The following is a 16050-nucleotide window of genomic DNA, read 5'->3' as shown; positions in this document are numbered from 1 at the left end:
TTAAAAAGAAGAAAGGAGATTAAATATGGTAATTTGATTTTTAGTGATTATTTTATTCATAATGTCACTAGGAATAATTGGTATTTCATTTATGATGGCTCCTGATTCAAATAGTTTTAGTGGTGCATTAGTTGGAAGCAGTGACTTAGATTTATTTAAAGTATCCAAAGAACGGGGAATTAAAAAAGTTCTTAAGTGATCAATGATTTCTTTAGGTGTTCTAATATTTATTTTAGCCATTGTTCTACGGGTAGTTTTAAAATAAAAAATAATGAAATTTGAACATAAATACATTAAAAATTTAGACTCAGAAGAAATTTTGAAACTAATTCAAAATAATCCAATGGGTCTAAGTTTTTTAGAAATTGTAAAGAAATTAAAAATAAATCCAGAAAATAATCACAAACTTTCATTCCTATTAAAGCAATTTATTCTTGAAGATAAAATTGAAATCAGTCGTGATCAGAAATACACGCCTTTATTTTATTTAAAAGAAGTAGAAAAAGAAATTTCAATTTCAACCAAAAGATTGGGTTTTATTGATTTTGAAGAAGAAAATGATACTCTAAAGCAAAATAAATCAGCAATTTTATTTCCGCATCAAATAAAAAATCTACTTGTTGGTGATTTAGTAAGAGCTAAAATATTTTCATATTATTCATCTAACAAAGAACTTTTATATAAAGCAAAAATAACCAAAGTTATTTGTCACAAACAAAAAAATATCATTGGACTTGTTAGTAAAAATAATTTTGGAAGATATATTTTTGAAGCAATTAATGAAAAAAATAAAGCAAATTTTGAAATCATTAATTATTCTTCTATTCCTAAAAATATCACTGATAAAGATGTAATAGAAGCAAAAGTCTTAGAACCTAATGAAAAAAATGTCGCAATATTATTTAGCAAAATTATTGATAAAGTTAATAGTTTTGATTTTCCATTTAAAAAAATCTTTTCAGAAAATGAAATAGTTTTAAATTTTCCAGAAGAAACAATTAAAAAGGCAAAAGGTTTACCTAAAGAAGTCACTGAAAATGAACTAAAAAATCGGATTGATTTAAGAAATTTAATTACAGTTACAATTGATGGACTAGATACAAAAGATTTTGATGATGCAATTTCATGTTATCGCCTACCAAATTCCAACACAAAATTATTTATTCATATAGCTGATGTTTCACACTATGTGCAAGAAAATGATGCAATTGATAATGAAGCCTTAAGAAGAGGAACTTCAATTTATTTGCCAGATAAAGTAATTCCAATGCTTCCTTTTGAATTATCAAATGGCATTTGTTCATTAAATCCCAAAGTTAACCGTTGTACACTAACATTGGAATTAGAAATTGATAATCAAGGAAATAATGTGGACCAAAAAATCTATGAAAGCATAATTAATTCGGATTATAGACTGACTTATAATGAAGTAAATGATTTTTTTGATAACAAAATCGATCTCCCAAATGAAATTAAAAAAACCCTTATTGATTCAGCTTATATTTCCGATTTAATTCGGAGCAAAAAAAATGCTGAAGGATATGTTAATTTTGAAATTAAAGAACCAAAAATTATCATGCAAGATAATAAGGTTGTTGATATCAAAATTAAAAAAGAAGGTAGAAGTGAAAACATGATTGAAGACTTTATGGTAAGAGCAAATGAAACAATTGCTCATCTAATGTCATTCAATAATTTCCCATCAATTTATCGAATTCATGATAAACCTTCAGATGAGAAACTTTTTGAATTGCAAGAACTAATTAATTTTTCAGGTCTTAAAAACATCAATGTACCATTTGATGGTGAACCTCTAAGTTTTGCTAAAATGGTTGAAAAAATTAAAAGTCAAAACTTTGATGATTTTATTAAAAACGCTTTGCTTCGTACAATGCAAAAAGCAATTTATTCTTCCAAAAATATCGGACACTTTGGACTTGCTTCAGAATACTATTCACACTTTACTTCTCCAATAAGAAGATACCCCGATTTATTATTACACCGTTTAATTAAAAAATACTTAATTGAAAAAAAGAAATTAAGCGAAGATGAATATAAAAAAGAAGAAGCAAAAATTGAAGATATTGCAATCCAAAACTGCGAAAGCGAAAGAATTGCAATGACAGTTGAACGTGATATAGTAGATATTAGAAAAGCCGAATTTTTTGAGCCTTTAGTTGATAAAGTTTTTGATGCAACAGTTGTTTCTATTGAAAAATTCGGTATATTTTTAAATATTGAAGATTACCAAACTAGTGTCTTAATTCATTTTGATGAGTTAAACGATAATGTAATAAAAATTTCTAATTTTGAAGCAAAAGGTAAAAATTATTACTTCAAGGTTGGAATGAAACAAAACATTCAGATTAAAAGCATTGACCGCAATAAAGGCAATATTAATGCTAAATTGTGTTAATGCTTTTTTTATTTAATTGCTTTATAATTTAACTTATGCCAAAAATAATTGCTAAAAATAAATTTGCCAAGTCAGATTATGAGATTCATAGCACATATGAAGCTGGTATTTCACTATTGGGTTGGGAAGTTAAAAGCTTACGAGCACAGAATGTAAAAATTAATAATGCATTTTGCTCCATTAGCAATAAAAATGAACTTTGGCTAAACAATATGCATATTTCTCAATATATGTTAGTAAAAGGCGATTTAGATAGATCAAGAAAACTTCTTATGCATAGCAAAGAAATTTTAAGAATAAAAAATATTTGCGATCGTTTCTCTTTAATTATTATTCCACTTTCAATTTATTGAAGTAATAATTACATTAAACTAGAAATTGCTCTTGCTAAAAGATTAAGAAAGTATGACAAACGTGAAAAAATAAAACAAGAAGAACTAAAAAGAAATTTAAAAAATCTATACTAATAAAAAATGGGGATGTAATTGGTATCGACAGTTATTGGCATATTTTTGATGCAGTGGTCTTGTAAACCATAAATACTTTCTAGGCTTTTAAATGCAAACTTAGAAAAAAAAGAAAAAGAATTCTTCATGACAAATGTTATGATGAATCAATTAAACCCAGCTTTTGCTTAATTAAAAACTGGTCGAATTTCTATAGTGGCCCATTATAGAAAATTTGCAACTAGGGCTTTGACTTAGCGAAGTGCAGTTGTTAACTAAGTGACATTTTAAAACTGAAACTCATTAAGATTTTTGTTAGTTTTAAATTAATTGAGTTTTTTAAAAAAACTAAATAAACTGTAGATTCAAAAATATAAAAATAGCTGGACCGGGGTTCGAATCCCCGCATCTCCACCATATGTTAAAAACGCCAAAATAATTAAAAAAAATATTTTTTAAGTTATCTTTTGTTTTATTATTAGGAAAATATAAGATATGTTATTATAATGTATATTAGTAGTAATTTTATCTGTATTAATTTAAAAACTATAAGGAGAAAAAAACGAATTTTATGGCAGTTAGACTAGTAGTAAACCACCCTGATGGTTGAGCTGTAAAAAACCCAAAAGGAAAAAAAGCAATTCGTACTTTTAAAACCCAAAAAGAAGCAATGCAGTATGCAAAATCTTTAAAAGATACAACATCAATTAATGTCCAAAGTAAAGTTGGAACATTTAGAAAAGTGTAATAATGACAGTATTATTAGATGGTAGGAAGCTTAAAGAAAAAATTCAGTCTAAAATTGAAATCTTATTAAAAGAAATTCCTCAAAACAATCTTCCAATCTTAGGGATTCTTCAAGTTGGTAATCTTGAAGAATCAAATATTTATATTCGTCATAAATTAAGTGTCGCAACTAAATTAGGTATAAAAACGCAATATCTTAAATTAAAAGAAGATGCAGACGAAAAAGAAATTTTGGAAGCAATTAAAACTTTAAATGCACAAACTACTGGTTTTATTATGCAACTTCCTATCCAAACTAAAAATGTTTCAAGTGTTGATTATCTTTTAAATCAAATTGAAAAAATTAAAGACATTGATGGCCTAAATCATTACAACCAAAATGCCAATTATGTTTTAGAGAGTGATTCATTTTTACCTGCAACTGCCACAGGTATTATTTGCTTATTTGATGAATATAATATTGATTACACAAAAAAAAGCATCGGAGTTGTTGGGCAAAGTAAAATCATTGGCAAACCGATAGCTAATTACTTTGAACAACTTGGCATTAAAGTAAGACGTTATGATATTAATACTCCAAAAGATGATATGCATCTTAATGATATTCTTATAGTGGCAACTGGAAGCCGCGGCTGCATTAGCAATATTCCACTAAAAGAAGATGTCATAATAATTGATGTCGGAATTCATCGTTTAGATGATAAGAAAATAGCTGGTGATGTTATTCTTGAGGATATTAAACAAAATATCTCTTATCTAACGCCTGTTCCAGGCGGAGTGGGGCCGATGACTATTATTGGACTTATTTTAAATCTTTTAAAGTCTTATGGTATTCAAAAGAAAACAGATATATATAAAAAAATATTTCAGCCCTAATCATATATAATTAAATTCTCACTTTATAATAAATGTAAATGTGAGAATTTTTAATACAAAAATTTAGGATATTAAACAAATTAATAAGAAGGATAGGTTTTTTTTTATGATTATTGGAATAAGCGGAATGATATCAGCAGGTAAAAGTGTTTTAGCTAACAAATTGAATGAACATTACACAAATTCTTTGATATTACATGAGTTTGATGACAATGATGAAGTATTCAATACTTTTTTAAAATGACTATATGAAAAAAAAGAAAATCTAACAATTGCATTTCAAACATATATCATTGAAAACCACACAGATAAGTTTTCAAGAATTTTTTTAGATTTACAATCTAAACCAAAAAAGAACCGTCATTTATTTTTGGATCGTTTTTCAGTGGAGCATTACATTTTTGCCAAATTAATTCTTGAAGAAAAAAATCCCAAATATTTAGAAGCTTATGATGCTTTATTTGAAAAATTAATTACCAAAGAAGAACTTCCTGATTTAGTTATTTTTCTTGATATTGATTTCGAAACTTTTAAAAGAAGAATTTTTGAAAGAGGTAGAAAAGAAGAGATTGATAATTGGGATTTAAATTTCGAGTATTTCCAAAAATTGCATGCAAATTATTATAAAATTTTTAAAAAACTTGCTGAGAGATTTCAACTTAATTTTAGGGTTATAGATACAAATAAACTAAGCAAGGAAGAAGTTTTTAAAGAAGCAATTAAGATTATTGATGAAGAGGAAACTATATGTCAAAAACGACAACTGATCCAAGGATAGAAAGAATTCTTTTTAGTCAAGAGCAACTTGAAAAACGAATCAAAGAATTAAGTTCTTGGGTAAATGAAACATATAAAAATTCAAAAGATTTAATTGTTGTAGGCCTATTAAAAGGCTGCCTTCCTTTCTATGCACAATTGATTAAAAATGTAAATGTTGACTTAATTACTGATTTTATGATTGCTAGCTCATATGATGGTAAAAATAAATCATCAGGAAACGTTAAAATCATTTTAGATTTAGTTACCAATATAGAAAATAAGGATGTCTTAATTGTTGAAGACATTGTTGATACAGGAAGAACTATATCTAAAACAGTATCTATTTTAAAATCAAGAAATCCTAAATCATTAAAAGTTCTTACATTATTAAATAAACCATCAAACCGTGTAGTTGAATTTGAGCCAGATAATTTTGGTTTTCTAGTTGGCAAGGATGATTTTGTAGTTGGTTTTGGTTTTGATGACGAAGAAAAACTCCGTCAACTTCCTTACATTGGTATCATTAAATCATAAGATGAAACAAAAATTTCCTTTTTTAAAGACCAAATAAAAGGGAATTTTTTATTTTTATTAGTTTTAAAAAATCCTTGATTTTCCTTCAAAAAAACAATAGTTTTTAACTTAGAAAAGTCTTATTTTTTTCAATTTTAAATTGGTATTTCTTTTTAAAAAATATAAGGCTAAAAATATATAATTATTTTTATGATTGAAATTAAGAATCTAAATTATAAGTATCCAGGAAGTAAAAAATTTGCCTTAGAAAATATAAATTTGACCATTGAAGATGGTCAATATATTGCAATTTTAGGGCACAATGGTTCAGGAAAAAGTACATTTTCTAAACTAATTGCAGCAATTAACAAGGCAACTTCGGGAAAAATTTTGATTGATGGACTAGAAATTAATTCAGAAAATTTGATTGAAATAAGAAAAAGAATTGGGATCGTTTACCAAAATCCTGACAACCAATTCATTGGTTCTACAGTCGAGGATGATATTGCATTTGGACTTGAAAATAAAAGAGTTCCAAGAGAAGAAATGAAAGAAATCATTGAAAAATATGCATCCCAAGTTGGCATGCTTAATTTTTTAGAACATGAACCTCAAAATCTATCTGGTGGCCAAAAACAAAGAGTTGCCATTGCTTCAATTCTAGCCTTAAATCCCAATATTATTATTCTTGATGAAATAACATCAATGTTAGACCCAAGAGGACGTAGTGATATTTATAAAATTATTCATGAATTGCACAGAAACACAAACAAAACAATAATTTCAATCACTCATGATATGGATGAAGCATTGTTAGCTGATAAGCTAATTGTTTTTTCAAAAGGGAATGTTATTGCGCAAGGAAAACCAATTGAAATTTTAAATAATAAAGAAATAATTGAGATTGCAAAAATTGATTCACCATTTATCTATAAACTTAGTGAAATGATTGAAGGAATTGAGCCAACTTATGATGGAAACAAACTTTTGGAGACTTTATGTCAATTAAAATTGAAGTAAATAATATTACAAAAGAATATAATAAAGGCCTTCCTACATACATAAAAGTTTTAGATAATGTTTCTGTTTCCATTACGGAAGGTGAAGCAATCTCAATTATTGGTCCTACAGGTTCTGGAAAAACAACTCTCATTGAACATTTTAATGCTCTATTAAGTCCTGAAAGTGGATCACTAAAATTTTCAAATATTCCAATTGAAAAAAAATTAAGTAAGCCAAAGAAGCCTAATAGAAAAAAAATCAATGACGAAGAAGAATATAATAGACAATATAGTAAGTATAAAGATGATCTTCAAAAGTATAAAAGCCAAAATAAAAAAGATCGAATTGAAGTAGTTTATACTGATATTGATATTTCTAAAACAAAGAAAAAAATCAAAAACATTAAGGCACTAAGAAAACAAGTTGGCGTTGTTTTTCAATTTGCTGAATACCAATTATTTGAATCAACAATTGAAAAAGATATTATTTTTGGCGCCATTTCCATGGGTACTAAAAAAGAAAAAGCTAAAGAATTAGCAGCCAAATATATTGAAATTGTAGGTCTACCAAAAGATTATTTAGAGCGCAGTCCTTTTAATCTTTCAGGAGGACAAAAAAGAAGAGTTGCTTTGGCTGGAATTCTAGCAATGGAACCTAAATTTTTAGTTTTAGATGAACCTACTGCCGGACTAGATCCCCAAGGCGTTGATGAAATGCTACAAATTTTTTATAATCTTTATAAAAATGGCACAACAATTATTATTGTCACTCATGATTTAGATAATGCTTTGCGTTGAACTAATCGTACACTATTTGTCAAGGATGGAAAAATTATTAAAGATGGCAATACTTATGAAATTTTAAGTGATAATAAACTGCTAAAAGATAATGATTTAATTCCAACAAAATTACTTTCATATACTGAAAAATTAAGAGAATGTGGATTTAATATAAGCCGTGTTACAGATATTGAGCAACTTGCAAACGAAATAAACAAGCAAATCAAAAAACCAAACAAAAAAAGGATAACTTAAACAAAATGGGAAAAACAATTGTCGGTAGATATATAAATATAGATACACCACTGCATAAGCTAGATCCAAGATTAAAGTTTCTTGCTAACATATTGTTTATTGTTTTGTTTTTTATTTCAGCTCATTATATAACATTAAGCATTCTTATTATTTTTAGCATGATTATTTATGGCATCACAGTCAAATCAGTTAAATCAATCTTTAAAAAATTAAAGCTACCATTGTATATTGCTATCTTTTTATTGCTCATCAATATGTTTACAGTTAAAGGTGCAATTATGTATTATGATGTAGACAACTATATTCCTCTTCCATCAGATACACGACCTGATGCTTATGTTATTAATCGGGGAAGGTTATTTATCAATGTCGTTTATTTTGCACCAAATAATGATATTAATTCAACCTTCCAACTTAATTTATTTTCATTACATCGGACATTTTCTATCTTTTTAAGAATCTATGGTGTTATTTTAATTACAACAGTTTTAACTGTTTCAACCAAACCAATTCTCTTAACACGTGCAATAAATGACCTTTTATATCCTCTTAAATTAATTAAAATTCCAATTGAAATTATTACTATGATTATTTCAATTGCTCTAAGATTTATTCCTACTTTACTAGAAGAATCAGGAAGAATCATGAAAGCACAATCAAGTAGAGGAGTTGATTTTAAACATGGTAATTTTAAAGATAAAATTAAAGCTTTTATTGTGCTTTTAATTCCTTTATTTGTTTCATCTTTTAACAAAGCAAATGATTTAGCTGATGCAATGACTTCTAGAGGCTATGAACCATATTCTAAAAGAACAACATATCGGAAATTAGTGCCAAATTGAAGAGATATTTTAGCAACTTTTATTATCATTGGTTTTACAACTTTAATTGCTGTGTCTCTTATTAACAAAGTACAACTTCCAAATTGATGAATTGCTACATTCCAAAAAGTATAGATTATGAATGAAAACGAAATTAAAATAAAAAATGAAATCATTGCACTGCAAAATAAAATTAATGAATGAGATAAGCATTATTATGATCTGGACAATCCAATTGTAAGTGATGAAATTTATGATATTGAATATAACAAACTAAAAAAGTATGAAGAGCAATATTCATACTTATTTAGTGATTTAGAACTAAAAAAATCACCCACCAATAAGATTAATGCCCATCTTTCAAGAATTTTTAGCAAAGTAGAGCATGATTATCCAATGCTTTCTTTAAATAAAACATATACAATTGAAGAAATTAAGAAATTCGTTGATAATATAAAAAAAATAACAGAGAAATTTAGTTTTTTTGTAGAGCCTAAAATTGATGGTCTTTCTATTTCTATTAAATATAAAAATGGCAAACTTTTTAAAGCAGTAACAAGAGGAAATGGTCAAATTGGTGAAGATGTAACAAGTAATATTCTGCAAATAAAAGATATACCAAAAAAAATTGCTTACCAAAAAAATTTAGAAGTAAGAGGCGAAGTTTTTTTACCAATCAATCAATTTGAAGAATTGAACAAAACTTTAGCTTCTGAAAACAAACCTTTAATGGCTAATCCAAGAAATGCAGCAGCTGGCACTCTTAGACAACTCAATCCCGAAATTGTTAAACAAAGAAATTTATCAGCATTTCTATACTATATTATTAATCCAAAAAAACATAATATTTTTAGTATGGAAGATTCTTTTAAATTCTTAAAAAACTTAGGTTTTTTAGTTACAAAAGAATCAAAAAAACTAAATTCAATTGAAGAAATTGAAGCATATATAACAAATTTCAAAGAATTAAAAAAGACACTTGATTATGAAACTGATGGGATTGTTATCAAGTTAAATGAAATTGAATATTATGAAAAACTAGGTCAAACTTCGAAATTTCCACATTGAGCAGTTGCCTTTAAGTATGAGCCTGATATTACTTCAACTATTTTAAGAGATATTTTTATTACAATCGGACGAACTGGTGTTGTTACTTATAATGCAAAATTAGATGAAGTGGAACTTTCAGGTACAAAAGTTAGTTTTGCTACACTAAATAACTATGAATTTATAAATAATCTCAACATCAACATTGGCGATGCAGTATACATTAAAAAATCTGGAGAAATAATTCCATGTGTTATTGGTCTTGCTAATAAAAATAACACTGAAGTATTTAAACCTATTGAAAAATGTCCTTATTGCAACAATCAAATATATTTTAATGATACTGGCTTAGAACAATTTTGCTTAAATGAAAATTGTCCAGAAATAAAAATAAGAAAATTAATTCATTTTACTTCCAAAGAAGCACTTGATATTAATTCATTAGGTGAAAAAAACATTATCTTATTTCATAAACTAAACTACATTAATGAAATTACAGATATTTTTAAATTAAAAAATTATCAAGAAGAACTTATTAATCTAAGTGGTTTTGGGGAAATTTCAGTTAAAAAAATTATTTCTAGCATCGAAGAAGCAAAAAATAAATCATTAGAAAAATTAATTTTTGGATTATCTATTCCATTAGTTGGCATTAAATCAGCAAAATTCATTGCCTCAAAAGTTTTAAAATTTGAAAACGTTTTAGATTTTGATTTTAGTGTTTTTGAAGAGTACCATGATTTCGGCAATAAAATAACAGCCAATTTAATTGAATGATTTAGCAATGAAAAAAATATCAAATTAATTAAAGAATTAATTAGTTTAAATGTAAATCCAATTTATATAAACGAACAAAAAACAGATATTTTAAATAATTTAGCATTTGTTATCACAGGAACTCTTTCAAAGCCAAGAAGTTTTTTTGAAAAGCTTATTATTGAAAATGGTGGGCAAGTTTTTTCTGCAGTTTCATCTAATATTAAATATTTATTAGCCGGTGAAAAAGCAGGATCCAAACTAGTCAAAGCTAAAAAACTAAATGTTCAAGTTATTAGTGAAAAAGAATTCTATGAACTTCTAAATTCATAGAATTTTTTATACAAATTTTCAATTTCCATTTTTCTTAGAATAAAAAGCGGTATAAAAAATAAAATACATAGTTCAGTTGAAATACTAAACTTAATAAAGACACTGGAATCTTGTAATAAATCTAAAAAAGTATCCAATATAATAATTGTCCTTTCTACTAAAAATGTCAGCTTAAAAAATAAAAGGCTAAATATATAATTAAATGAAATTATTGGAATTAATAAAAGTTGAATAAAGAAAGAAAAAACATTGTAATTTTCATTAAATGTATGCGTTATCAGTGTTGCATAAATATGTGCTAAAACTAACAAAAAAATTGTTTTTCAATAGAAATTGTAGTTTCGAAAAAGCAAAACTGAAATAAGAATTACTAATGTAATAGAAAAAGATAAGATATACGAATAAGAAAATATCAGATAAGGATTTATAGCTGCAATTATAAAAGCACATATTGCAAGTAATGTTGTATTCTCTAATTTTGAATTAAAAATGTTTTTGTTTATAAATATAAGTAAAATAAACAAAATTGACCTAGTTGCACTAATTTTAAAATCTAAAATTACTAGATAAATTATTAATAAACTAATTCCAATAAAATCAGCTAATAAAGATAGTCTTTTCTTATTTTTTAAAAGTGAATTAACAAATAAATAAATTAAATTAAAATGAAACCCACTAATTGTAAATAAATGAAGAATATTTAGATTACTTAATTTCTGATAGACTAAAGAATTTCTATTGAATTTATTAAGAATAATTAAATTCAAGTATTCATTTACTACTGGATTTTTTGAATTTGATATTGAAAATGTTGGATATGAATCAACATATTTGATATTAGTAATATTTGAATAGAAGAAAATTTGGTTACTAAAATTAAAATCCGAAAGATTATTTAATTTTACTAATTTACCTTTAATATAAAAGTTATGAATTTGGTTAATTTGATTATCTAAAAATAGGAATTTTTCTTTTAATATATCTTTATTGATTTGAAAATTAATATTATCTTTTTTAAAGATAAAAGAGTTTTTGTAATTTGCTTTAAGACTAAAAATTCCTTCAATTCCAAGATTATTATATTGGTTAAAGATTGCCTGATATACTGCATAGCTTAAGAAAATAATTGCAAAAAATAACAATAAAAGTATTCAAAATTTCAATCTAGTAAGATTAAAAAGAAAAATAATTAATAAACAAATAATACAAATAATGCTATTTTTTTTAATCAATAAAACAAAGATAAATAATGCAGCTAAAATAGCTGGAAAAATTAAATCTATATAACGATATTTGATACTAGAATTGAATAAGTTTTTTCCCCAATTCCTGATATTTCTAATAGCTCTTTTCAATCTTTGATTTCCTTTTGTTTGATATATGAATAAACTTTTTTTGCTATATGTGCCTTAATGCCTAAATTAACTAAAGTTTGGTAATCTTTAATATCTTTTAACTTCACTTTTCTATTTTTTAAAAAAGGAATGAAGATTTTTTCATCTTTTTCAATTTTTTTATTCTTATCTATATTTCCTAAATCTGCATTACTTTTTAGTGTTGCATTTCTTATTAAATCTAAATAAGTGCTACCTTTTTTTACATCATAAGAGCCCGGATATTCAATCGCTCCTTCAATATTGACTGTAACATATTCGTCCTTATTTATTTTTCCTTCTTTTTTCCCTTCCTTCTTAATAACTTCTTTTTTTATGAAGATTGCTGAAATTAAAATAAAAGAAGAAACTAAAAAGATACCAGTAGCCAAAAAAAGTTTCTTTTTATTGAATTTAATTTTCATACTCTTATTTTGGTATACGAAGTTTTAGATTGTTTTGAAATAAGGAAAAATTAAGGAAAAAATAAAGAAAATCTAGTTGCGGTTCATGCAACTAGATTATTTAATTAATGCATTTATTAAGATATTTATTCAGGAAGAATAGCATTATGTCAAACTTCTTGAACGTCTTCATCATCTTCTAGTAGATCAACAAATTTATTGATTTTTTCAGCTCTTTCTTCGTCAACTTCTACTTCTGAATTAGCAATATATGTAACTTCAGCAGTTGAGTAATTTTCGATATTAAAACTTTCATCAATTGCTTGTTTAACTTTTTGAAAATCAGATGGTTTAGTTGTAATAATAAATAAGCCATCTTCAGATTTGAAATCTTCTGCGCCTGCTTCTAAAGAAACTAACATAACTTCATCTTCACTTAAAGATCCAGCTTCAAATTCAATAAGCCCCTTTTGGTCAAAAACATAAGAAGCAGTCCCTTGTTTTCCCAGTTGTCCATTAGCTTTATTAAAGTAGTGTTTGATATTAGATGATAGACGATTAAAATTATCAGTTAGACAACTAACAACAAAATTTACACCACCAAATGCGGAACCAGAATAAATATAAGCTTGGAAATCACTTCCTTCTCTAGAGCCACCTTTAACTTTTAAAATTGCTTTTTCAATGTTAGCTTTTGGCATAGATTTGGCTTTAGCTTTAGTGATTGCTAATTTAAGTGCAGGATTAGAATCGGGATCTGGTCCACCAATTGTTGCAGCAACAATAATCTCCTTGGAAAACTTTTGAAACATCTTGGCTCTTTTGGAGTCCATTGCTGCTTTATGATGCTTCGTAGTTGCTCATTTTGAATGTCCTGACATGTGAAATAAACTCCAGTTTATATTGAATTAATCGATATTATATAGATGATGATTATTATATCAAAATATTGATATGTATAATATAATAAATAGCATACATGTATTTAATAAAAGGCAACGAAGAATATTTCATTGAACAAAAAATTAATGAAATAATTACAAAGGAATCAAATGGCATTTCTCAAGAAATAGATCTAATAAAGTTCTATGATTTTTTTAGTTTTGAAGAATTATCTGATGCTATTAGTAATGATAGTTTATTTAGTACTAAAAAGCTTGTTGTAATAAGAAACCCTTTTATTTTTAATTCTAAAAATAAATATACAAATGAAAATAGTATTTCGCAATTTATTGATTTAATAAAAAAAGCAATTGATTTTTCTAATATAACTCTTATTTTTAGTCAAGAAATTATTAAGTATGATAAAGATTTTTTAGCTTCAAAAGCATTTTTGTTTATTGAAAAAAATGCTGAAGTGTTTGATGTTAAAAAAATTGAAGAAAAAAATTTGTTTTCTTATGTTTATAAGATGGTTTTGAAACTAAATGGCAATATTACAGATGCAGCTTTGATGTTATTTTTAGCTTCAGTTCCTAACAATTTAAATCTTATTGAACAAGAAATAAAAAAACTTTTATTGATTGATAAAAATATCACAGAAAAAATGATTGAAGAAAATATTTTTGCAATGTCAAACAACATTGATTTTGCTTTATCTGAAGCAATTTTAAAATGAGAAGATAATAAAGTAATCATAAAAAAAATCAATGAGCAATTGCAATATGGTATACAACCAAACCAAATTATTGGACAAATTGCAAATATTTTAATGCATACAAAAAGTATTGAAATTCTAACTAGAATGAACCTTAATAATGAAGATATAGCAAAAGCTCTAAACATCCATCCATATCGTATTAAATTACATTATTTGTTTTTAAACAAAATAGGAAATAAAAAACTTAACCAACTTATAAATGATTTAGAAACAATTGATTTTAATTTTAAACAAAATGATTTAGATGAAAAAAGTGTAATTGATTTAATCACAATTGCATTAATTAAATAAAAAAGGAAAAATCAACATGTTTGCCAATAAAAGAATAATTTTATATGAATTAAAACTAGAAAACTTCTATGATGCAGATCGTAGCGGATTTGGTAATTTTAAAGGTATGCAAGCTAAATTACAATACTTTAAAGATTTAAATGTTGATATTGTAGCAATTGATGATATTCTAAATCAATACCAAAATAATTTCAATCTTGAAGAAATAAAAAATAAATATGGATCAATTAAAGACTTCGTTGATGTGGTTTCTTTGTTCCAAAAAAATCATATTGAACTAGCACCAATTTTAGATTTAAGCAACATTAAACAATCTTTTATTAACTGAAATAATATGATGAACCTTTATAAACTTAATAACGAAATTAATGCTGAAGAAAAAAATTTATATCTAACAAAATTAGATACATATTTGCTTAATAAACCATTCAATCAAATTTCTTTATATGATATTTTTGAATTTATTAAATATTTTGAGACTATTTTGAATTTCTATTTGAAGCTTAATGTTAATGCGATTATTCTAGATAATTTTGAATTTCTTGCTTCAGCTGAATTAAAGGATGAAAAAAAGACTGGCTTTATTAATGATTTATACAAAATTATTAAGCGAAAAAATCCTAATATTACAGTGATATTTAAGAGTTCTAATAATAATAGTTTTTTATATAAAAAACTTATTTCTTCCAAAAACAAAAGCTTTGATTATTTATATTTAACCTATCTTTCAGTTACCCAAAATAAAAATAAATTGAAACTAAACTTCAAAAGAAAACTAAACTACAATTATGTTTTTAAATTCATTAAAACTTTTTCAAGATATTCTAATGTAATTATTGCCCTTGATTCCAATAAATCCGGACGTTTTATATCAAAATGGGGAAGTGAAAAATCGTATTTTTCTGAATCACTAAAAAGCATTCTTTTATTTTTATATGCCGGCAATAATTCAATTGGACTTTATTATGGTGATGAAATTGGTCTTTTAAGAGCCAATTTTAAAGATGATTTTTCTTTTAATGATGAAAATTTCAACGAAGAAAAAAGATTTTATCAATCAAAAAATATTAAACTTGAAAGCTTTTTTTTATACCATTCCTATTTTAATAAACTAAGTTCTTATACACAAATGCCCTGAGATTCTAAATTAAGCTTAAATTATAAAAATAATGAAAATATCTTTTATGCCATTAATCATAAAGAAAACAACATACAAAGTAATTTAGAAAATAAAGATAGTGGACTTTTATTTATTTATTTTTTAAATAAATTAATTTTTGATACCAAATATGAAGAATTTTTTATGACAAATAAGTTTTCAATTAAACATAAAAGAGGCTTTTTTATGTTTAAAAAAAGCTTAAAAAATGAACAATTAATTTTCTTAATTAATTTAAGTCCAAGACATAAAAAAATTATTAGTCCCAATGATTGTTTAATTTTAAGTAGCTCATATATTAACAAATTTTATTCTGAACTACCAAACCAATTAAGTCCATTTGAAAGTTTAATTTTATTGAAATCTAAAAATTAAATTAATTAACTTAGTTTATATAACTAAGTAAGATATAA

At 25.3% G+C, this 16050-nt stretch carries 16 protein-coding genes and 1 other RNA gene; 14 read left to right on the top strand and 3 right to left on the bottom strand.

Annotation, left to right across the window (positions count from 1 at the left end; all coding sequences use genetic code 4):
- The first annotated feature begins 25 nt into the window (after positions 1-25).
- The 12 genes from secG to ligA all read left to right on the top strand — a co-directional run bounded on the left by secG (position 26) and on the right by ligA (position 10750).
- Entirely contained in the window at positions 26-265 is a 240-nt protein-coding gene (secG, locus tag MAU_RS02370; RefSeq protein WP_004424868.1) for a preprotein translocase subunit SecG, read from the top strand.
- Between the two features lie 6 nt (positions 266-271).
- Positions 272-2416 carry a ribonuclease R gene (rnr, locus tag MAU_RS02365; RefSeq protein WP_004424865.1) on the top strand — a complete coding sequence of 715 codons (2145 nt, stop codon included), beginning with the start codon at positions 272-274 and terminating at the stop codon, positions 2414-2416.
- Positions 2417-2451: 35 nt separating this feature from the next.
- A complete protein-coding gene (smpB, locus tag MAU_RS02360) occupies positions 2452-2883 on the top strand; it encodes an SsrA-binding protein SmpB (protein WP_004424863.1) in 432 nt (143 codons plus the stop codon).
- Positions 2884-2891: 8 nt separating this feature from the next.
- Positions 2892-3279, top strand: a transfer-messenger RNA (tmRNA) gene (gene ssrA, locus MAU_RS03510).
- A 154-nt stretch (positions 3280-3433) separates the two neighbouring features.
- Positions 3434-3610: a DUF2188 domain-containing protein gene (locus MAU_RS03560; protein WP_004424861.1), complete on the top strand. Its 177-nt coding sequence runs from the start codon at positions 3434-3436 to the stop codon at positions 3608-3610.
- Positions 3611-3612: 2 nt separating this feature from the next.
- Complete coding sequence (locus MAU_RS02355) at positions 3613-4485, top strand: bifunctional 5,10-methylenetetrahydrofolate dehydrogenase/5,10-methenyltetrahydrofolate cyclohydrolase (RefSeq protein ID WP_004424858.1); 873 nt, start codon at positions 3613-3615, stop codon at positions 4483-4485.
- Positions 4486-4591: 106 nt separating this feature from the next.
- Positions 4592-5263 (top strand): deoxynucleoside kinase, encoded by a 672-nt coding sequence (locus tag MAU_RS02350; protein WP_004424855.1) that lies wholly within the window; start codon positions 4592-4594, stop codon positions 5261-5263.
- A complete protein-coding gene (hpt, locus tag MAU_RS02345) occupies positions 5233-5778 on the top strand; it encodes a hypoxanthine phosphoribosyltransferase (protein ID WP_004424852.1) in 546 nt (181 codons plus the stop codon). The genes MAU_RS02350 and hpt overlap by 31 nt, the downstream gene beginning before the upstream one ends.
- 189 nt (positions 5779-5967) lie before the next feature.
- Positions 5968-6777 (top strand): energy-coupling factor transporter ATPase, encoded by an 810-nt coding sequence (locus MAU_RS02340; protein WP_004424850.1) that lies wholly within the window; start codon positions 5968-5970, stop codon positions 6775-6777.
- Positions 6762-7793 (top strand): ATP-binding cassette domain-containing protein, encoded by a 1032-nt coding sequence (locus MAU_RS02335; RefSeq protein ID WP_040543981.1) that lies wholly within the window; start codon positions 6762-6764, stop codon positions 7791-7793. Before MAU_RS02340 ends, MAU_RS02335 begins: the two co-directional genes overlap by 16 nt.
- Positions 7794-7798: 5 nt before the next feature.
- Complete coding sequence (locus MAU_RS02330; protein ID WP_004424844.1) at positions 7799-8749, top strand: energy-coupling factor transporter transmembrane component T family protein; 951 nt, start codon at positions 7799-7801, stop codon at positions 8747-8749.
- A 3-nt stretch (positions 8750-8752) separates the two neighbouring features.
- Positions 8753-10750, top strand: coding sequence for an NAD-dependent DNA ligase LigA (gene ligA / locus MAU_RS02325; protein ID WP_004424842.1), 1998 nt, complete (start codon positions 8753-8755; stop codon positions 10748-10750).
- On the opposite strand, the gene MAU_RS02320 is transcribed toward ligA, so the two are convergent.
- From MAU_RS02320 to MAU_RS02310, 3 genes are all read right to left on the bottom strand, one after another.
- Positions 10729-12105, bottom strand: coding sequence for an MAG0480 family ComEC-like protein (locus MAU_RS02320; protein ID WP_004424839.1), 1377 nt, complete (start codon positions 12103-12105; stop codon positions 10729-10731). The genes ligA and MAU_RS02320 overlap by 22 nt on opposite strands.
- Positions 12030-12548, bottom strand: a complete 519-nt coding sequence (locus tag MAU_RS02315) for an MAG0490 family ComEA-like DNA-binding protein (RefSeq protein ID WP_004424836.1) — start codon at positions 12546-12548, stop codon at positions 12030-12032. The genes MAU_RS02320 and MAU_RS02315 overlap by 76 nt, the downstream gene beginning before the upstream one ends.
- A 125-nt stretch (positions 12549-12673) precedes the next feature.
- Positions 12674-13408: a YebC/PmpR family DNA-binding transcriptional regulator gene (locus MAU_RS02310; protein ID WP_004424833.1), complete on the bottom strand. Its 735-nt coding sequence runs from the start codon at positions 13406-13408 to the stop codon at positions 12674-12676.
- Positions 13409-13506: 98 nt separating this feature from the next.
- On the opposite strand from MAU_RS02310, the gene holA reads away from it, so the two are divergent.
- Together holA and MAU_RS02300 are read left to right on the top strand one after the other, a co-directional pair.
- Positions 13507-14478: a DNA polymerase III subunit delta gene (gene holA / locus MAU_RS02305; RefSeq protein ID WP_004424831.1), complete on the top strand. Its 972-nt coding sequence runs from the start codon at positions 13507-13509 to the stop codon at positions 14476-14478.
- 16 nt (positions 14479-14494) lie between these two features.
- A complete protein-coding gene (locus MAU_RS02300) occupies positions 14495-16012 on the top strand; it encodes a glucan 1,6-alpha-glucosidase (protein WP_004424828.1) in 1518 nt (505 codons plus the stop codon).
- Positions 16013-16050 lie beyond the last annotated feature (38 nt).

This window comes from Metamycoplasma auris 15026, assembly GCF_000367765.1.
Classification (GTDB): domain Bacteria; phylum Bacillota_I; class Bacilli_A; order Mycoplasmatales; family Metamycoplasmataceae; genus Metamycoplasma; species Metamycoplasma auris_A.
This window is presented reverse-complemented; position numbering and strand designations above follow the sequence as displayed.